The organism is Pseudomonadales bacterium (assembly GCA_041395665.1).
Taxonomy (GTDB): Bacteria; Pseudomonadota; Gammaproteobacteria; order Pseudomonadales; family UBA7239; genus UBA7239.
Map to the genome: position 1 here is coordinate 18,842 of JAWLAB010000007.1, position 20,478 is coordinate 39,319.

The following is a 20,478-nucleotide window of genomic DNA, read 5'->3' on the forward strand; positions in this document are numbered from 1 at the left end:
TCAGACTTTGTGATAAATCGCACTGCCGGTTTCGCGGAATTCGCGCGATTTTTCAGCCATTTCACTCTCGACATCCAGCATACGCACGGCGTCTGCGCCTTTCACATCAAAACCTTGTGAGGCCGCATAGTCGCGCACATCTTGTGTGATTTTCATCGAGCAAAATTTGGGGCCGCACATCGAACAAAAATGCGCGACTTTTGCAGATTCTTTCGGCAGCGTTTCATCGTGAAAACTGCGTGCTGTATCTGGATCTAAACCGAGATTGAATTGATCTTCCCAGCGAAATTCAAAACGCGCTTTCGATAGTGCGTTATCACGCAATTGCGCGCCGGGGTGACCTTTCGCTAAATCAGCAGCGTGCGCGGCAATTTTGTAAGTGATGATGCCAGTTTTGACATCTTCTTTGTTGGGCAAACCCAAATGTTCTTTGGGCGTGACATAACACAGCATCGCGCAACCAAACCAGCCGATCATTGCTGCGCCGATGCCGGAGGTGATGTGATCGTAGCCCGGCGCAATATCGGTGACGAGTGGGCCCAGTGTGTAAAACGGCGCTTCGTCACAATGTTTTAATTGCTTGTCCATGTTTTCTTTCACCATGTGCATCGGCACATGGCCAGGGCCTTCGATCATCACTTGCACATCGTGCTTCCACGCAATTTGCGTCAGCTCGCCCAGCGTTTCTAATTCGCCAAATTGTGCTGCGTCATTAGCGTCGGCTACTGAGCCTGGACGCAAGCCATCGCCGAGTGAAAAACTCACATCGTAGGCTTTCATGATTTCGCAGATTTCTTCGAAATGCGTGTAAAGAAAATTTTCTTTGTGATGCGCGAGACACCACTTCGCCATGATCGAACCGCCGCGCGACACAATGCCTGTCATGCGATTGGCGGTGAGTGGCACATAGCGCAACAACACACCGGCATGAATCGTAAAATAATCCACGCCCTGTTCGGCCTGTTCAATCAAAGTGTCGCGGAAAATTTCCCACGTTAAGTTTTCGGCTATGCCGTCCACTTTTTCCAATGCTTGATAAATCGGCACGGTGCCAACGGGTACGGGCGAGTTACGAATGATCCATTCGCGTGTTTCGTGAATATTTTTTCCAGTGGACAAATCCATCATGGTGTCCGCGCCCCAGCGGATTCCCCAAGTTAACTTTGCTACTTCTTCTTCGATGGAAGAGCCGAGCGCCGAGTTGCCGATATTGCCGTTAATTTTCACCAAAAAATTTCGACCGATAATCATCGGCTCTAATTCCACATGGTTGATGTTGGCGGGAATGATGGCGCGACCGCGTGCAATTTCATCGCGCACAAATTCTGGCGTAATTTCTTTGGGAATCGCCGCGCCGAAAGATTCACCGGCGTGTTGATAATCCAATACGCCCGCTTCTGCGAGTTGCGCGCGTTTCATGTTTTCGCGAATCGCGATGTATTCCATTTCTGGCGTGATGATGCCCTGCTTGGCGTAGTGCATCTGCGACACATTTTTCCCCGCTTTGGCGCGGCGCGGCACGCGCAAATGTCGAAAACGCAAATGCGCAAGATTGCTGTCACTCAAGCGCTCGTTGGTGTAAGTCGAGCTGGAGCCTTGCAGCAATTCGGTATCGTCGCGCTCCAAAATCCACGCGCTGCGCACATCAGGCAGACCTTGGCGCACATCAATTTGCACAGCGGGATCGGTGTAAGGACCGGAGGTGTCGTACACACGAATGGCGGCATTTTTTTCTACGCCGTTAGCGAGTTGTGTGTCGGTGAGGGTGATCTCGCGCATGGGCACACGAATATCGGCGCGGCTGCCCTCGATATAAATTTTTCGCGAGCCGGGCAGTGGCGCCACGGAGGCGGAATCGACTTGCGCGGTATCCGATAACATTTTTTCGGCGGCGATGGGTGGTGTCATGGTGCAGTCTCCGAAGGATCGTTAGTGCCAAAAGCAAAGAAATGGTGCAGCGGCCCGTTGTCAGGCCAGTGTTGGGTAGCGCCCGCTTGCAGTGCTTGCTGCACAAACTGGCGCGCGTAGTTCACGGCTTCTGGCAGCGAAAAGCCGTGGGCGATAAAGCCAGCCAGCGCGGCGCTCAAGGTGCAGCCGGTACCGTGCTGATTGGGTGTTTCCACATAGAGTGCAGTGAGGTGCTCGATATATTCGGTGGTGATCAGGGTATCGGTGCAAAATTGAGGATCACCGACGGCGTGCAGCACACTGTCGCCGCCTGTCAGCAATATTGGCACGCGGTGCTTCAATACCCACGAATGCAGGGTTTTATCGTCATCGCTGCCGAATAACAGCCGCGCTTCATGGCGATTGGGTGTCACGATGCAGGCGCGCGGCAGTAAGACATCACGCAGGATGTCGATACCCTCTTCATCCAGTAACGCCGCGCCGCTGCTGGCGCAAATGACGGTGTCGGCAATCACAGGGATATGAGGATAAGCAGTCAGGCAGTCGGCGACCACCTGAGCCAGCGCGCCCGTGCCGAGCATCCCCAGCTTGATAGCAGCAGGTTGAAACGATAACGCGCATTCAATTTGCAGCAGCAATTGTTCTGGCATCACAGGCCACACAGCCTGCACACCTTGATCACTCTGCGCGGTGAGTGCAGTAATCGCCGTGAGGGCGTAAGCACCGCAAGCGCCGAGGGTTTTGATGTCAGCCTGAATACCCGCACCGCCACCGGTGTCAGAGCCGGCGATGCTCAGCACGCGTGGCAGTGTGTTGTGGTGGGCGTGTTCGTGATGGGCGATGAAACGGGACATGATCTGCTTTCCTACGCCGGCATTATCCGGATCAGGTGGACGGGTATCTCTCAGCCGTAGTGGCACCCCGAGCAATGGATGGGCAGTGTAGCACCGCGCGGCGTGTCTATCGGCTTCTTTGTCTCACGGTTATTCCTTAACACCCGCCAGCCCCAAGTAGTACGGCCATTTGTTAGACTTCACGACCTTCCTGCAGCGAATATTTGGATTTCTTATGTGGCATAACCCGCGCGCAACCACTTTGCGAAAAAAACTGTTACCAACCAGTCTCCTCGCTGGTTTGTGTTTGTCTGTGAGCGGCGGGCTGCACGCTGAATCACTGGAAGAAGTTTTTCAGCTGGCCAAACAAAATGATGCACTGCTGAAATCACAAGCGGCGCAAGCAGCAGCAGGGCGTGAGACGGGCAATATTTACAAAGCGCAGTTGTTGCCGCAGGCGGCTTTGAACGCCAGTAAATCGCGCTCAAAAAATGACATGCAAGGCTATCGCTGTTCCGGTACGGGCATGGGTGGTGTAGGCAGCGGTATTGGTGGCACTGGCACGCAGGGTGGTTGTGACAATATTCGCACCAACACAACCAGTAGCAACTTCACGGTGACGCAAACGCTGTTCAATATGGAGCAGTGGTACGACTACAAAAAAGGTAAAAAAATTGGCGAACAAGCTGACGCACAATACCGCGCCGATGAAATGGCATTCATGGTGCGTGTTGTCGATACCTATATTGGTGTGTTGCACGCGATTGATACTTATCAAACAGCTTTGGCGCAAGAAAAAGCGATTGCGCGTCAATTGGATCAAGCCAAACAGCGTTTTGATGTCGGTTTGATTGCAATCACCGATGTGCATGAGTCGCAAGCCACTTTTGATAGTGCGCATGTTGAAACGCTGAGCGCACAAGGCAATATCGGTATTGCTTTTGAAGCGGTTGAACAATTAACCGGACAGCGTTTAGAAAAAATTTCGCCATTGGCGGATAACTTGCCTATCAAAATGTTAGAGCCAGAAGCGCAAGCCGAATGGGAAAAATTGGCGCTGGCGAATAACCCAAATTTAAGCGTTGCTAATTTGGCCGTTGATGCATCACGCGCTAACACCAAAGCGCGTCGCTCTGCGCATTTGCCTACGCTGTACGGTTCTTTTCAACACAGTAACAGCGATGGCGATGTTAATTATGGTAATGGTTTTGGCACGCTGAATGACGACATGAATGGCAACACGGTTGCAATCAATTTGCGTATTCCTTTGTATAGCGGTGGCGGTGTGAGCGCTGCGCGTCGTCAGGCGTACCAACAACAAATTGCCGCTGAAGAACAGTTGACCGATAGCCAGCGTTCGATCGTGCAAGGTGCCCGCTCTTATCACTTGGCGGTGAAAACGGATATTCAACGCGTCTCGGCGCAGAAACAGGCGATTGTTTCTGCACAGAGCGCATTGGATGCCACACAAGCGGGCTACGAAGTTGGTACGCGCAATATTGTTGATTTATTGAATGCCGAACAAAACTTGTATCGCGTAAAAATGTTGTATTCCACCGCGCGTTACCAGTTCATTTTAGATACGCTGCGCCTTCTACAAACAGCGGGTACGCTGACAGAAGACAATGTGTTGCAGCTTAATCAATGGATGATGTCTGAGAACAGCTACGACCGCAGCCAATTTCAGCAATAACTATGGCTGGGATGGTTCAGCGAGGCGGCGGTAGTAATCTTGCAGGATGATGCAAGCCGCCTCGGCATCCACCGTATCATTACCAAAATCAATACTGCGATCATTTTCTTTGCGCGATTGTTTGGCGGCGAAACTGGTCAGCCTCTCGTCAACCAATTCCACTGACATTTTGTATCTCTCTTGTAGCTGACGCGAAAATTTTCTGGCGCGTGCTGTCATTGCGCTGTCCGTGCCATCCATGTTGAGTGGTAAACCCACAATCAAAACATTTGGCTGCCATTCTGCAATCAATTTGGCAATGTGCTGCCAATCCGGCACGCCGTCGCGTGCACGCACGATATCGGCGGGATTGCTACTGCTAATCAATGATTGCCCAACGGCGACACCGATATGGCGCAAGCCGTAATCAAAGGCAAGGATGGTTAGCGCGCTCATTTGTCGAACGGGCTTTGTGCAAGAGTGTGTTGTAAAAAAGCAGATCGCATACAGCGCCATGCCATAAATGGTAGCAGCCAAACCAGTGCTTCGACATCAACACGGTAGCGAGTATTTTCGGTGTATTCACCCAGTGAAGAAATAGCGGCCACATATAAATAACCTAAAAAAGCATAGAGAAAAGCCACTTGCTGATTATTGGTTTTCTTTCTTAAAACGCAGTAGATAATAAATAGAAAAACAGGAATACCAATCAGATGGATGCCGAGAATATTGAGCCACTTGTATTTCTCAAAGGCGGCATTAACGCCGAGCATTATGCGGTCGGTATCCAATCCTTTGATATAGCCAATTCTCCAGTAAATATCTCCCCAAAATAGTAGGTATGACTGCCGAAAGATATTAAATGCGGCTATGGGGTTGTGTAGTAAATAATCAGCATAGAGGGGTTTTACTTTTTGAGATAGTGCAGACTGGTAATAGGTTTCACCGTACAAAGGCTCTGTGCTTTGCAACTTTTCTCTTAACGCATCATCCAAGTGCTGAACATCAGGTAATTGTTGTTTTAAGCAGTTTTCGTCATAGGTCAATAAACACGGAATGCCATACAGGATAAATGTATCGTTGGGATGTTTTTGTTTGCTGTATTCTAAAAAATCATCGATATGGCCTGTATTGAGTATAGCGCTAAAAATATTTTGCCCTACATCGGATGAAGTTTCTAAATGAAACTGCCCATAAACAGCGTAATTTTTTACTGACCATAGCAATTGAAAAATAATTGCGAGACAGCCGGCCACAATCCGCAGTTTGTTTCCTGGTAGTAAGAAAGAAATAACAATCGGCAGGATAAATATCCACGACAAAGTGGAACGCGACATCGATAGCAGGATGCCAGCTACACCAAAAAGCCAGACGCTGGGCATTTTAGGATGAGAAAAACAGCGGAGGCACAGCCATAGCGACAAGATGAAAATAAAACTGGGCAGCGCTTCATAGAGCGCGGTGGGGAATGCGTACACTTCCACGCTGAGGTTGGCTGGGTACACGCACCACGCTGCTGCGAGTGTAGTAGAAAATGCTGACGAGAATCGGTAGCGAATTAGAATGGCGCGCATCATCCATGCAGTGAGGAGCGTCAGTACGGATAAGAAAAAAGAATCAACAGGAATAACAAAAGGCCAACCAAAACCTTTCATCAATAAACCAAGAATAAATTGCGGCAGCGGCGGCTCGCCACGCAGATATACCATGGCATCAAAAAATCGATGCTGAATGATATCGGTGGGAAGGTACCACATGTAAAACGAAGAGTAGTCGGCGTTGTCTTCTAGAAAATAAGGCCAATTGTTGTAATACACATAACTACGCACGATTACCCATGCGGAAAAAATAATTAAGAATGGAAAATATTTTTCCAGTAATCGTTGTTCTTGAGTGTTGGCAGAAAGAAGTTTCATACAATGGGCAATCTCTGTTGGTTACTCGCTCGTCAACTTATCGCCTTTCTCAAACTTCCAAGTGCGAATAATTTCCAATCGATCGACATCTTTTTTTAGTTCGGGTGGAAATGGTGCAAAAGGTGCGGCCATGCGCACAATGCGAATAGCGGCATCATCCAAAATGCGTTTGTTGGAAGATTGTAGAATTTCGATATTGTGGATGGATCCGTCTGGTAACAGTGAAACTACTAAACGCAGTTGCCCATAAATTTTTTTGCGGCGCGCTTCTTGCGGGTAATTCAAGTTGCCGATCAGTTCAATTTTTTCTTGCCACAAATTTAAGTATTCAGCATCAACGCTGGCGCGCGTGGCAACGGAAGTGAGTGTTTTGACGCGCGGGCGCTTGGCGTAGGCCTGTCGTTGTTGTGCTAGTTTAGCTTGCAAGCTAGCAATTTCACTATTGGAGATGGTGTCTTCGTCATCTTCCCCCGGCTTGTTGGTCGCTATCTCATCTTTTTTTCTTTTTTTGTCTTGGGTGATTTTGTTGCTCGTTTCGCGGCGAGTAGTGATGACTTGCTCATTTTTTTGTGGTTGCGTGATGGCTTTTTGTTTGGGTTTGTCAGGTGTGACTTCGCGAATAGCTGTGTCGGCAAAATCTGCCCGCCGGTCTGTGGTTAATTCTGCTTTGCGGTCGAGTGTGCCGCTGGCTTCTTGATTATATTGCGCAAGGTAATCCGCTTTATCGGGTGTTTTTTTGTCGATGTGCTGCGCTAGCGTCACTTCAATGGTCGGGCGCGCATGAAAGCGACCGTAGGCAGAAAAACTAATGCCGAGCACGATAACAATATGTACCATGAGTGCAACAAAGGCAGTGAAAACTAATTTATCGCGCGTGCTGATGGTTGTGCTGTGGCTTGTATTGATTTCAAGACTGCTTGCATCAAGTTGGCGTTGCTTGCGGCGATTTTTTGTCATGTATTCGCCTGAGAAAGTTTTTGTTGCAAGCTAAGAATGTAGCGTGCGGCAATGTCTTCGCCTGTTTCTGCTGCAATTTCTCGTAAGCAAGTGGGGCTGGTGACATTGATTTCAGTTAAATAGTTACCAATAACATCTAAGCCAACAAAATGTAACTGGTGGCGTTTTAATTCTGGAGCCACTTGTGCGGCAATAAATTTGTCGCGCTCAGAGAGTGGCCGCACTTCGCCGCGACCGCCAGCGGCTAAGTTGCCGCGATGTTCACCGCTGGAAGGAATACGCGCCAAACAATGTGAAACCGGTTCGCCGTCGATCATCAAAATGCGTTTATCGCCATGGATGATTTCTGGCAAAAAACTTTGTGCCATGATAGGTTGCTTGCCGTTATTGGTCAGCGTTTCGATAATTACACCTAAATTTTGATCGTGATTTTTAACGCGGAATACCGAGCGACCGCCCATACCGTCTAACGGTTTCAATACGATATCGCCATGTGTTTGTTGGAATTCACGCAATGCATCAGTGCGACTGCTTACCAAGAGTGGCGGCGTGCATTGTGAAAATTGCGTGGCGAATAATTTTTCATTGCAGTTGCGCAAACTGCTTGGGTGATTGCTGACTAAAACACCTTCATCAGCGGCGCGCTCCAAAAGATAGGTGGCGTAGATGTAATCCATATCAAATGGAGGATCTTTGCGCATCAAAATAATATCCATTTCTGCCAATGGCCTGATGCTGCCCGTTTGCAAAGTGAACCAATGTTTTTCGTCGTGATGTACTTCCAGTGGACGCAACATGCCGTGCGCACGCTGATCTTTTAACAACAAATCTCCTAGCTCCATATAGAACAGGGAAAAGCCCGCCGCTTGCGCAGCCCAGAGCATGGCGAGGGTGGTGTCTTTTTTATACTGGATGCCGTGAATAGGATCCATGATGACAGCCAGTGTTTGTCGTGGTGTTTTTGGCATGGTTGCGCTGTGTTTGTCTGTGTTTGAGAAGGGAAAAGGTGGCAACACTTTAGCAAACCTACAGAGTGGACTGAACCTGCGTTTGCCTGTGTTTGTGATGCAATGCGATAAAAGTAGGCGGGTCATATGACGCGAGTTTGTGGATTGGCGTGGGAAACTGTGTTAGAAATGCTCGCAACGGTTTGCTAAGAACCGTGCTTGGGGTGTCAACGGGCGCTTCACAGTACAAGAATCCAATAAAAGTAGTTGGCGCAGGGCAGGAGCCTGCTGTTGTCGCCAAACAATAATGCAAGGGCTAGAGCATGGCAGAGAAGTTTGAAGACCTCATCATCATGATCATTGATGACAGTAAGACGATTCGGCGCACCGCTGAAACGCTGCTGGAGAAAGCAGGCTGTAAAGTGGTAACGGCTACGGATGGTTTTGATGCGTTGGCGAAGATCGCCGATACCCGCCCTGATTTGATTTTTGTCGACATCATGATGCCTCGCCTCGACGGGTATCAAACCTGTGCGCTGATCAAAAATAACAGTGAATTCAAATCTACGCCGGTGATTATGCTGTCATCCAAAGACGGCCTATTCGACAAAGCCAAAGGTCGCATTGTTGGATCCGATCAATACCTCACCAAGCCGTTCAGCAAAAACGAACTGCTGGCTGCCATCGAGCAGCACACGCATCTCAGTGCGCCGGTTGCCGAGTAATCGGCATCATCGCCAAGGGTTTTGAGTGGTATTGCGTTAGAAATTAAGTGAGGAAGTGCATGGCTAAAGTACTGATTGTCGATGATTCGCCAACTGAAACTTACAAAATGGAATCAGCACTGCAAAAAAATGGCTTTGAAGTGATTAAAGCCGATAACGGCATGGATGGTGTGGCTGCTGCGAAGAAGCACTTGCCGGACTTGGTGTTGATGGATGTGGTGATGCCTGGGCTCAACGGTTTTCAGGCCACGCGACAGCTGACGCAGGCGCCGGAGACAACGCATATCCCAGTGATTATCGTGACCACCAAGGATCAGCAGACAGACAAGCTGTGGGGTAAACGCCAAGGGGCACGAGGCTATCTCGTTAAACCGGTGGATGAAAAGAAATTAGTGGATTCCGTGCGCCAGGTGATGGGTGGCGCAATACTTTTCTAATTTAAGAGAGAACAGTAGGGATGAGCGGGTCAACACAGGCGTTTAACAAACTTTTGGATGTGGCAGCGGTTGTGCGTCGTACCGCCAAAGGTTTGCCCGCACAACAGGACATAAAACCGCATTGGAGCGGCATTGGTTTCACTTTGTTTGGCCAAAAGTTTGTCACCCCCATGGGTGAAGTTACCGAGATGCTTGAGTTGCCGCCGTATACCGAGCTGCCTGGCGTGCAGAGTTGGGTGCGAGGTCTTGCCAACGTGCGCGGCCGTTTGCTGCCTTTGGTCGATCTGGCAGTTTTTTTAGGAGGCAAACTGGAATCTGCTCGCCGTAATCGTCGAATTCTCGTGATCGAAAGCGGCGATATCTATGTCGGTTTAGTGGTGGACGGTATTTTGGGTATGCAGCATTTTCCTGTGGATAGCTATGTGCGTGAGATGGCAGGCATAGATTACGCGGCCATGGTGCCGTACCTACAGGGCAGTTTTCAGGAATCCAGTGGCCATGGTTGGACGGTGTTTAGCCCGTGGTTATTGGTACAAGATGAGAAATTCTTTCAGGTGGCTCAAGCGAGCTAATTGAATGATGTGTAGTAAGACGAGAATAAGAGATAGAAAAAAGCAGTTCAGGATCAATCAAACAGGGCAAAAGTCATACAAGGGGTTGGAGTTTAACTATGAGCAAAAAAACCAACGTAGTCGGCAACTTGCGGTCAAATCCGGTGTTGTCAGTGTTATCAATCTTCTTGCTATTGTCGCTGGTCGCGCTGGGGCTGTCCGCATTCAAGATTCAGTCAACCAATACCGGCGTTCAGCGGTTTTTGAAAAGCAGTGACGATTTGCGTTCAGCCAACTACCGCTTTGTTGAGGCGATGCGTTTGGCCATGGGCGGTGCTGAATTGAGCTTTGAAGAAGCCAATGAGACACTCAGCGACATGAATCAGTTGTGGGGTGAGCTGGATGGCCCTATGAACAAAAGCATCATGGCGGCGATTGGCGATCAGCCTGCCGCACGCGATGCGTGGAGTCGCTTAAAGCTGGACGGCGAAACCGTTTATAAAAACAAAGAAATTTTGCTGCAGGTGCGTGATATTAGTGAGCGTTTGAAGCAAACCATTCCGCAAATTCAAGAGCAGTATGGCGCGGTTGTTGAGCGCATGGTGCAAGGTGGTGCTATGGCACAAGATATTGCTGATGCGCAGGCACAAGCATGGTTGGCTGAGCGTATCGCACGCAATATCGACAAGCTCAATGCCGGTGGCGATGACTCTGAAGCGGCGGCAAATCAGCTGGCACAAGACTCGGCAAAGTTTGGCCAGCACCTGAATGCTTCATTGCAGCGTGCTTATCAAACCAGCGTTACGCAATCACTGAACGAAGTGGCGGCATTGTTTAAAGTGATTTCTGAGTCGGCAAGCAGTCTCGCAGCATCTAAACAGGTGTTTTTGGAAAGCAGCCAAGCGTCTAGCCATGCTATGCAGTCAGATACCGCGGCGTTGCTGCAAGAGCTTTCTAACCTGAACGATGCGGCAAATGGTTTGCCAGCGGCTAAACGCTGGAACACTATCTTTTTGATTTCTGCTGCTTTGGCTGTTTTGGTCATGGTAGCCATCGCGACTATTTTGCTGCGTTCCGGTAGCAGCCGTTTGCATGTGCAAGAATCTGAAAACGAAAGAAACCAAACTGCTATTTTGCGTTTATTGGATGAACTGGCGGATTTGGCAGATGGCGACTTAACCACGACTGCAACGGTGTCGGAGGATTTCACAGGCGCCATCGCGGACTCGATCAATTTCACCATCGACAACCTCCGTGTACTGGTATCGCGCATCAATGACACGGCGGTTCGCGTATCGTCAGCGGCGCAGGAAACACAGGGCACAGCACTGCATCTGGCGGAAGCCTCTGATCACCAAGCGCAAGAAATTGCCGGCGCTTCAGCGGCCGTTAACGAAATGGCGGTCACCATCGACCAAGTATCCGCGAACGCGGCGGAATCAGCGGCGGTAGCGGAGCGGTCGGTATCGATCGCCAACAAAGGCGCAGAAGTGGTACAGAACACCATCCAGGGCATGGACAACATCCGCGACCAGATCCAAGAAACTTCGAAGCGTATCAAGCGTCTCGGTGAATCGTCACAGGAAATCGGTGACATCGTATCTTTGATCAACGACATCGCTGACCAAACCAACATCCTCGCACTTAACGCCGCGATTCAGGCATCGATGGCGGGTGACGCGGGTCGAGGCTTCGCGGTGGTAGCGGATGAGGTTCAGCGACTTGCGGAGCGTTCTTCTGCGGCAACTAAACAGATTGAAGCGCTGGTAAAAACCATCCAAACGGATACCAACGAAGCGGTAGCGTCGATGGAACAAACCACGGCCGAGGTAGTGCGCGGTGCACGCTTGGCGCAAGACGCGGGTGTGGCACTGGAAGAAATCGAAAACGTATCGACCACGCTCGCGGAATTGATCCAAAACATCTCCAACGCTGCGCGTCAGCAGGCATCATCCGCTGGTCACATTTCCAACACGATGAATGTTATCCAAGAGATCACCTCGCAGACTTCAGCGGGTACCAACGCCACCGCGCGCGCGATCGGGCACTTGGCAGAAATGGCCGTCGACCTGCGTGACTCCGTACAGGGCTTCAAACTGCCTGACGAAGTGGCGGGTGGTCGTGGCGCTGGTGCCGAGGATGAACGCTTGTCCTTCGCTTAAGGGCTGGCTGGTGCGTCATGCTGAATGACCTCGAATGTGGATTCAGTATTGCGCACCGCTTCTAGTGGTTCAGTGTCCGCCATGAGCATTGCACAGCCGCCAACCAATCCTCCTTCTCCTATTGCTGCGCGCAAAAAAGATACCGGCGCTGGCAGCTGGGCTGTGCAAGCGCAGAACGAGTTGAGTGAGGAAGAATTTTCCAGTTGGCGCAAGCTGCTAGAAGAGCGCACGGGTATTCACTTGGTGCCACAGCAAAAAACTTTTTTGCAATCACAGTTGACGATCCGCGTGCGCGAATTGGGCAATATCAGCTTTGCTGAATATTTCCGCAGCTTGCACGAAGGTGTTGGCAGCGTGGTGGAATGGTCAACACTCATTGATCGATTAGTGATTAAAGAAACGAGTTTTTTTCGCCATCAATCTACTTTTGATTTTCTACACAATTACATCAACCAGCGTATTGCCGATGGTCAAATCAATGCATCTTTCGATGTGTGGAGTGTTGGCTGTGCAACTGGCGAAGAGCCATACACACTGGCTATGGTGTTGGATGAATGTTTCACTTCGGCAGGTTTAGAAAATTACTGGGGTGTAACAGGTATGGATATTTCTATGCCGGCGCAAACTTTCGCGCGGCAAGGGATTTATTCCAAACGAAAATTGGACATGGTGCCGCCGCATCTGCGCGAAAGACATTTTTCTGATTACGACCAACTGCGCTGTCAAATTTCTTCAGAAATGCGTGAACGCGTTTGTTTTACTAATGGTAATGTGATTGAGTTAAAGCGTATGCCGATGGTCAAAATGGATATTATTTCCTGCAACAACATGCTGATTTATTTTCGTCGTTGGCGCAGAAGAAAAATCTTGAATAACCTCGCCGAGCGTCTAAAAAAAGGCGGGATTTTAATTATTGGTTTAGGTGAAATTGTGGAGTGGGAACACCCTCTCTTACAGCCGGTAGCGGATGATGGTGTACAGGCATACATCTGCGTGAAATAGTTTTGATGCGCTGACAGATAAAAAGATCAGCAAGAACAGGAGTTAGGCTATGGCCGAGAAAAGAAATTTTACCGCGCTCGATTGGGTGGCAGGTGAGATCGGCGAAACACTCAACGAAGCAGCGAGTGCGTTGGAGGCCTATGTTGCCAACACAGATGATGCAACGCGCATTCGTTTTTGCCTGAACCATTTACATCAAGTGTTTAATATTCTGCAGATGGTTGAGCTGCATGGCGGCGCGCTGCTGGCAGAAGAAATGGAGAAGTTGACGCAGGCACTGTTGGATAAAACTGTTACCAACACAAAAGACGCCCATGAAGTATTGATGCGCGCCATATTGCAGCTGCCAATTTATTTAGAGCGCGTTAAAAAGTTGCGTTCAGATGATCCTGCTGCTTTGATGGGGTTGTTGAATGACTTACGCGCCATTCGCGGTGAAAATTTATTTACAGAGTCACAGTTATTTGCGCCAGATCTGCGTGCAGCGCACCAGGCAAACGGGCCGCGTGTAAGGTTTGATGATGAAAAATACCACGAGGTGATGAAAAAATTGCGTCACATGTATGAGGCCGTTATGGTCAATATCATGCGTGATCGTGATTATGACGAGCACCTACCTGCGCTGAGAAAAGTTTTTGAGAATTTTCGCAAGGTCTGTCAAGGGACAGTGCGCGTTGCTTTGTGGGATATCGGCTTGGCGCTAGTGGAAGGCATCGAAAGCGATACGATTTCTGGCAGCGTAACGCTGAACAGTCTATTGCGTGAGGTGGATAAAGAAATTCGTCATATGGCGAATAAAGGTATTGCGAGCCTTGACGAGCCGGTGTCTGAAGAACTGTTAAAAAATCTTCTGTACTACATTGCGCGCAGCCAAGCGTCTACACCAGAAATTTTATCTGTGCGTCAGAATTATCGTTTAGATCGTGCCTTGCCTGGTGTTGCTGCCAGTGATGCAGACGGTGATTTCGGCGTGGTTGACCCAGAAGCGGTTCGCGCAGTGGTTGTCGCGCTGAATGAAGAATTTCATCGAGCGAAAGAAATTTTCGACAACTATGTCAGCGGCCAAGAAAATAACAATACGGCGCTGGCACCAGCGGTAGTTATTTTTAAGCAAGCCAGTGACACCTTGGCGGTCTTGGGTCTCGGTGAATTGCGTAAAACCGTTGAAACCATGATCCGCGATTTGCAGAAATATATTGATAAAGGCGAGTTGGTTTCTGCAGATGCACTGCTAGATTTAGCTTCCCGCTTGATGGAAGTGGAAATTAGTTTGAACTCGCGGTTCAACAGCGGCACGCAAGTGGCGACTGATGGCGCACCACACAATATGCAGAGTACGGTGGTTTCTGCGCATGACACTGTATTGCACGAATGTCGCAACGGATTGGAGCAAATAAAAGAAGCAATTACTGATTACATCGGCTCGCAGTGGGATGGCAGCCATTTGACGCAACTACCAGAGTATCTGCAAGGCGTACGCGGTGGTTTGGAAATTGTTGGACAGCGGCGCGCGGCGCGTGTTCTCGGTGCTTGTGATCGTTATATTCGTGAAAAATTGATTGGCAGTAGTAGTAAGCCAGAATTCACAGCGATGGATGCGCTCGCCGATGCAATTGCCAGTATTGAGTATTACCTCGAGTGTCTCGACGAAGATGTTGTTGAGGAGCAGGACAACACTTTAGCAATGGCGGAAAGTAGTGTCGCTACTTTGGGCTACGCTGTTGCTACACATATCCGTACACCGCAAATGTACCTCGAAGAAGCGCCAGTTATTGAAGCGCTGAATGCTGATGCTGCATCAGATGAAGTACCTGTTTTGGCGGATACTTTGAGTGAGAATAAGTTAGAAACAGAAACAGAAACAGAAACAGAAACAGAAACAGAAACAGAAACAGAAACAGAAACAGAAACAGAAACAGAAACAGAAACAGAAACAGAAACAGAAACAGAAACAGAAACAGAAACAGAAACAGAAGCGCCCATTCTGTTGGAGGAGACTTCTGAGTTAGCTGTAGAGCTAGAGCCTTCACCAGTTGTTGAGCAAGCTCCTACAGTTTCTGCGGCTGTAGCAGAAAATTCGACCAAACCTGAGTCAATTGATGCGCCATTGGTTGTGGAGGATTACGACGAAGAAATTGCAGAAATCTTTATTGAAGAAGCCAATGAAGTATTAGAAGCCATCCAAGAGTATTACCCCAAGTGGCGCGAAGATTTTAGTGATAATTCATCGCTGACGGAGTTTCGTCGCGCTTTTCATACATTGAAAGGCAGCGGCCGTATGGCGAAGGCCTTAGAGCTGGGTGAGCTGTCGTGGTCTGTTGAAAATATGCTGAACCGAATCATTGATGGTTCCATCCAGCCCAGCAAAGATATGTGTACGGTGATCGATGCGGTGGTAGAAAAAATACCGTCCATGATCGAAGCATTTAGTCAGTTGAAAGTTGATCCGCAACCTGCGTTATCAGAGAGATTAAGTAAAGCGGCATCGGCGATTGCCAGCGGTCAAGCGATGCCTTCGCTGGATGCGCCAGTAGTCACCAGTGATATTGCTGCGCCTGTGATGGAAACACCGGAGCCGATTGTCGAAGTGGCAGCACTCGAACCAGAAGAAGAATTACCAAGCGAAGTGGCAGCAGAGACAATCGCAGAAGAAACAGCGACAGAAATATCGGTGAATACCGCAGAAGACATGGATGCTGATTTTGATCCAGTCTTGTGGGAAATTTTCGCCAGCGAAGCAGAAACACATCTTGAAGTAGCGGATGAATGGTTGGCCTATGCGCGCGAGCGCGCGCCGTTGCCAGTTGAAACTTCTGACCCATTGCAACGCGCTTTGCATACACTGAAAGGCAGTGCGCACATGGCAGAAGTAACACCAATTGCTGAATTAGCAACACCGTTTGAAAAATTAGTTAAAGAATTGCGTGCTTATCAAATTAGTGTCGATGAAAGTTTTTCCAATTTGCTGGCAGAAGTTGTGGCAGAAATTCGCTATGGACTGCAACTTATCGATCATCACAAAAAAGTAATTTTGCCACACTGCGCATCACTGCTGGAGCGCACAGAAGCTTTGCGTGCTTCATTGACGGGCGGTGGTGAAGTTGAAGCGACGGCTAAACAAGAAGTACCTACATTGGCTACAGTGGATCCAGCGCGCTTCAACCATTTCTTGCTGAATGATATGGACGCGTTGATGGATGTGGTGCCGCGATTGGCGCAATGGCGTGAACACGGTGATCGCAGCGGCTTGGATCGCATTTTGTTTGAGTTGCAAGAAATGGCAGCAGGCGCCGATGAAGCGGGGCTTTCACCTATCGCCTCACTGGCGCGCGCAATCGTGCCGGCGTATACGCATGCAGTAGAAAGTAGCGTTGCATTTTCTGCGTGGGAATCTTTAGCGGTTACTGCACACAATCATTTAATTGATTTCATGGATCGAATGGCAGCTAGTGAAGCGTTGGAGCAAGACATCGCCATGGAAGAAAGCATTGCACAATTCTGTGCAACGGAATTTGCTGAAGTGCCAGTCAGTGAGAATGTGGCTGCCGTTGTTGATGAGCCAGCAGTACTGGATGAATTGGTTGAAGAAGAATCATTGTCGACCACTGATACAGAAGTTGCGCCTGCTGCCGCGTCTGTACCTTTGGCAAATTCTTCCGCCGAAGATGTGGCACTGCTCGAATCATTGGATGCTGAATTACTCGATATCTTCCTTGAAGAAGCGGATGAAATTCTTGAACAGCTCGATGGAGAAATTCATCAGTGGAGTGAAGAACCGCAAAGCAGTATGGCGGATGCCGTGCGGCGTTCCTTGCACACCTTCAAAGGTGGCGCGCGCATGTGTGGTCTGATGCAATTGGGTACTTGGGCGCATGATTTAGAAACGCAGCTGGAGTTTTTCACCGGCGATGCCGATGAAAATTTATTTGCGTTGCTCAATACCTGTCAGGACCGTTTGTTCCGTGGTGTGGCGATGGTGCATGCATGGCGCGGCGGTGATGCGACTGCATTGAACTTTGCCTCTTTGGTAGAGAGTGATGCAGAAGTTGTAGCGGCTGAATCGACCGCATCGGTTGAGCCTGTTGTTGAAGTATCTATCGAAGAAGAGCCAGTCATCGAAACATTGGTAGAAGAAGCGGTAGAGACAGAGTTTGTGGAGGAAGCTGCAGAAGAAGTTGCTGCAGTTATTGAAGAAGCACCGCACGAAAGCATTGAGCCTGTTAGCGACAATCTTGTTGAAGCTATGGCTGAACCATTGGTTGAAGTGGTGCCGGTTGAAGTGGAGCAGGATGAAGCCGTTACTGAAGCGGTGGTCGAGACAGCTGCCACAGGCATTCTTGAATACAGTGATGATATTGATACAGAGCTACTCGGTATTTTCTTGGAAGAAGCGGATGAACTGGTTGAAGAGCTAGAACAAATTATTGGTGATTGGCAGTCTGCACCAGAAGATGGCAGTTTTGCGGATGCTCTGCGCAGAAATTTACACACGCTGAAAGGCGGCGCGCGCATGGCAGGCCTCACTGGTTTGGGTTCGTTAGCGCATGATTTAGAAACACAGCTGGAGTTTTTCACTGGTGATGCCGATCAAGCGTTATTCGCACAAATTTTGCAATGCCAAGACGCGATTCTTGCTGGTGTGCAGCAGGGTCGTGCAATAGCAGCGGGTGAAACACCACAGCCTGCAGTAGCGGTAATGCCAGTTGCTTCTGAGCCTGTTGTTTCTGAAATTGTTGTTTCAATGCCGGTAATTGATGCTGTCACTGAAACACCGATTATTGATGAGCCTGTTGTTGAAGCGTCCATCACAGAAACGCCAGCGGTTGATGACACAGTAGAAGAAATTTCTACAGAAATTGCTGCAGAAATTGAAGAAGTGCCGCAAGAAATTATTGAGCCTGCTGTTGCTGCACCTGTTGTTGAAATAATGGATCTCGGTATTAGTGAGGATGCAGATCCTGAAATGTTTACGCTGTTCTTGGAAGAAGCAGGCGAACTCATTGAAGATTTAGAAACACAAATTGATGCGTGGCGTAATGCACCAGAAGATAAAACATTCTGCGATGCACTGAAGCGTATTTTGCACACCTTCAAAGGTGGTGCGCGCATGACAGGCATTATGGCCTTGGGTGAATTAGCGCACGATTTAGAAACACAGTTAGAGCAATTGTCTGGTGCAGCTGACGATGCGTTATTTGCAACGATCGATGATTATTATCAGAAAATGATCAAAGGCATCGCACAGGTACAACGCATTGTTGCGGGTGAGCCTGTTGTACCTGCCGCCACAGTGTCAGTTACTACGCAGACGATTGAAGTGCCAGCTGCTGCGACGACTGTTGTTGAGCAGTCTGTTGATGTTGCACAAGCTGTACTGGACAAAAAACTCGATACGCAAACCGCTACTATCATTCCGTTTCGCGGCACCGTTTTGCCGCGCGGCTTGGAAGATGCTATTGCGGGTAAGAAAACAACGCATGCCGCTGCGGAAGCAAAATCCGCGCAAGCACAGCAGGAAATGATCAAAGTTTCTGCCGACTTGTTGGAGAACTTGGTAAACCTTGCCGGTGAAACTTCTATCAGCCGTGCGCGTGTTGAACAGCAGATGATCGACATCGAGCGCACCGCAGAAGAAATGGATGCGACGATTACGCGTTTACAAGATCAGTTGCGTCGTCTGGAAGCGGAAACCGATGCGCAAATTCAATCGCGCATGACGGAAATTCAAGAGCGCAGTGATGACTTTGATCCACTGGAAATGGATCGTTATTCCACCGTACAGCAGTTGACCAGTTCGTTGTCGGAATCAGCATCTGATTTGTTGGATATTCGCAGCTCCTTGACCAATAAACTGCGCGACACAGAAACACTGTTGGTGCAGCAAGCGCGTATCAATACGGGTTTGCAAGAAGGTTTGATGCGTTCGCGCATGGTTCCATTCTCGCGTTTGGAACCACGGTTGCGCCGTATCGTGCGGCAAGTAGCTGGTGAGTTGAAAAAAGATATCGCGTTTGATTTAGAGAATGTGCAAGGCGAGCTGGATAGAACCATGCTGGAGCGTATGGTTGCGCCTTTGGAACACATGTTGCGCAATGCCTGTGACCACGGTGTAGAAACACCAGAAAAACGCTTGGCTGCAGGCAAATCAAAACAGGGCAGAATTGTTTTGAGCATGGGGCGCGACGGCGGCGATATTTTGATTTCACTGCGCGATGACGGCGGCGGTATCAATGTTGATGCTGTGCGTAAAAAAGCCATTGAGCGCGGCTTGCTGACGCAGGAATCACCGATTACAGATAACGAAGTGCTGCAATTTATTTTGCAAGCCGGTTTCAGTACCGCAGAAAAAGTGACGCAAATTTCGGGTCGCGGTGTTGGCATGGATGTCGTCAACAGCGAAATCAAAGCGATGGGTGGATCGATGACGATCTCCTCTGCTGTGGGCAAAGGTACCGAATTTGTTGTGCGCCTACCGTTCACCGTTTCGGTAAACCGCGCATTCATGGTGCGTGTGGGCGAAGACACTTTTGCGATTCCGCTAACTTCTATTGAGGGTATCGTGCGCGTCAGCCCTTACGAGTTAGAAAGCTACTACGAAGACAGTGAAGCGCGTTTTGAATACGCGGGTCGTGACTACGAAGTGCGTTATCTCGGTGCGCTGCTACAAACCAAAATGCGCCCCAATATCGAGATGTCTACTCTGCCGGAGCCAGTATTGTTGGTGCGCAGTGCTGAACACACCGTGGCTTTGCATGTCGATCAATTGATTGGCAGCCGTGAAATTGTTGTAAAAGCCTTGGGTACACAATTTGCCGCCGTACCTGGGTTGTCGGGAGCGACCTTGTTGGGCGACGGTAGCGTGGTCGTCATTCTTGATTTACTGGCGCTTGTGCGCGCTAACATGGCACAGGAAGGCGCTGCTTATCTTGCCGGTGTAGATACAACGCCCGTTCTTGATGAAAACATCACGGTTATGGTGTGCGACGACTCGGTGACGGTGCGTAAAGTTACCTCGCGCTTACTTGAACGCGAGGGCTTTACTGTCATGCTGGCGAAAGACGGCGCCGACGCGCTGCTACAAATGCAGGATCGCCTGCCCGATGTCTTGTTGTTGGATATCGAAATGCCGCGTATGGACGGCTTTGAAGTAGCCAGCTCGATGAAGAATAGCCCGCGTATGCAGGATATCCCGATCATCATGATTACCTCGCGTACCGGCGATAAGCACCGCGAGCGCGCTATGGGCATGGGGGTTGAGCGCTACATGGGTAAACCGTATGTTGAAGACGAGTTATTGCTGAACATCAATGATTTGGTGGGTGAGCGGCTGGCAAAACGCATGGCGCGCTTTGAGCAAGGTGGCTGATA

At 49.3% G+C, this 20,478-nt stretch carries 13 protein-coding genes and 1 riboswitch; of the genes, 7 read left to right on the plus strand and 6 right to left on the minus strand.

Annotated elements, in window-relative coordinates; all coding sequences use genetic code 11:
- On the minus strand, positions 1 to 1,908 hold the full coding sequence (gene thiC / locus R3E63_09425; protein ID MEZ5540141.1) for a phosphomethylpyrimidine synthase ThiC: 1,908 nt from the start codon (positions 1,906 to 1,908) through the stop codon (positions 1 to 3).
- Positions 1,905 to 2,762 carry a bifunctional hydroxymethylpyrimidine kinase/phosphomethylpyrimidine kinase gene (gene thiD / locus R3E63_09430; GenBank protein ID MEZ5540142.1) on the minus strand — a complete coding sequence of 286 codons (858 nt, stop codon included), beginning with the start codon at positions 2,760 to 2,762 and terminating at the stop codon, positions 1,905 to 1,907. Before thiD ends, thiC begins: the two co-directional genes overlap by 4 nt.
- Positions 2,754 to 2,842: riboswitch (TPP riboswitch) on the minus strand. Its footprint overlaps the gene before it by 9 nt.
- A gap of 134 nt (positions 2,843 to 2,976) precedes the next feature.
- Between thiD and R3E63_09435 the strand changes: the two genes are divergently transcribed.
- Positions 2,977 to 4,434, plus strand: coding sequence for a TolC family outer membrane protein (locus R3E63_09435; protein ID MEZ5540143.1), 1,458 nt, complete (start codon positions 2,977 to 2,979; stop codon positions 4,432 to 4,434).
- On the opposite strand, the gene ruvX is transcribed toward R3E63_09435, so the two are convergent.
- From ruvX to gshB, 4 genes are read right to left on the minus strand one after another with little or no spacing between them, the layout of a single operon-like run.
- On the minus strand, positions 4,435 to 4,869 hold the full coding sequence (ruvX, locus tag R3E63_09440; GenBank protein ID MEZ5540144.1) for a Holliday junction resolvase RuvX: 435 nt from the start codon (positions 4,867 to 4,869) through the stop codon (positions 4,435 to 4,437).
- Positions 4,866 to 6,329 carry a hypothetical protein gene (locus R3E63_09445; GenBank protein MEZ5540145.1) on the minus strand — a complete coding sequence of 488 codons (1,464 nt, stop codon included), beginning with the start codon at positions 6,327 to 6,329 and terminating at the stop codon, positions 4,866 to 4,868. The genes ruvX and R3E63_09445 overlap by 4 nt, the downstream gene beginning before the upstream one ends.
- A gap of 21 nt (positions 6,330 to 6,350) precedes the next feature.
- Positions 6,351 to 7,286, minus strand: a complete 936-nt coding sequence (locus tag R3E63_09450; GenBank protein MEZ5540146.1) for an energy transducer TonB — start codon at positions 7,284 to 7,286, stop codon at positions 6,351 to 6,353.
- Positions 7,283 to 8,254 (minus strand): glutathione synthase, encoded by a 972-nt coding sequence (gshB, locus tag R3E63_09455; GenBank protein MEZ5540147.1) that lies wholly within the window; start codon positions 8,252 to 8,254, stop codon positions 7,283 to 7,285. Before gshB ends, R3E63_09450 begins: the two co-directional genes overlap by 4 nt.
- A gap of 302 nt (positions 8,255 to 8,556) precedes the next feature.
- On the opposite strand from gshB, the gene pilG reads away from it, so the two are divergent.
- The 6 genes from pilG (at position 8,557) to R3E63_09485 (ending at position 20,476) form a co-directional block, all read left to right on the plus strand.
- Positions 8,557 to 8,958, plus strand: coding sequence for a twitching motility response regulator PilG (gene pilG, locus R3E63_09460; GenBank protein ID MEZ5540148.1), 402 nt, complete (start codon positions 8,557 to 8,559; stop codon positions 8,956 to 8,958).
- A gap of 59 nt (positions 8,959 to 9,017) precedes the next feature.
- A complete protein-coding gene (locus tag R3E63_09465) occupies positions 9,018 to 9,395 on the plus strand; it encodes a response regulator (protein ID MEZ5540149.1) in 378 nt (125 codons plus the stop codon).
- Between the two features lie 20 nt (positions 9,396 to 9,415).
- Complete coding sequence (locus R3E63_09470) at positions 9,416 to 9,967, plus strand: chemotaxis protein CheW (GenBank protein ID MEZ5540150.1); 552 nt, start codon at positions 9,416 to 9,418, stop codon at positions 9,965 to 9,967.
- 98 nt (positions 9,968 to 10,065) lie between these two features.
- Entirely contained in the window at positions 10,066 to 12,108 is a 2,043-nt protein-coding gene (locus R3E63_09475; protein MEZ5540151.1) for a methyl-accepting chemotaxis protein, read from the plus strand.
- Positions 12,109 to 12,189: 81 nt separating this feature from the next.
- Complete coding sequence (locus R3E63_09480) at positions 12,190 to 13,110, plus strand: CheR family methyltransferase (GenBank protein ID MEZ5540152.1); 921 nt, start codon at positions 12,190 to 12,192, stop codon at positions 13,108 to 13,110.
- Positions 13,111 to 13,159: 49 nt separating this feature from the next.
- On the plus strand, positions 13,160 to 20,476 hold the full coding sequence (locus R3E63_09485) for an Hpt domain-containing protein (GenBank protein MEZ5540153.1): 7,317 nt from the start codon (positions 13,160 to 13,162) through the stop codon (positions 20,474 to 20,476).
- Positions 20,477 to 20,478: the final 2 nt, after the last annotated feature.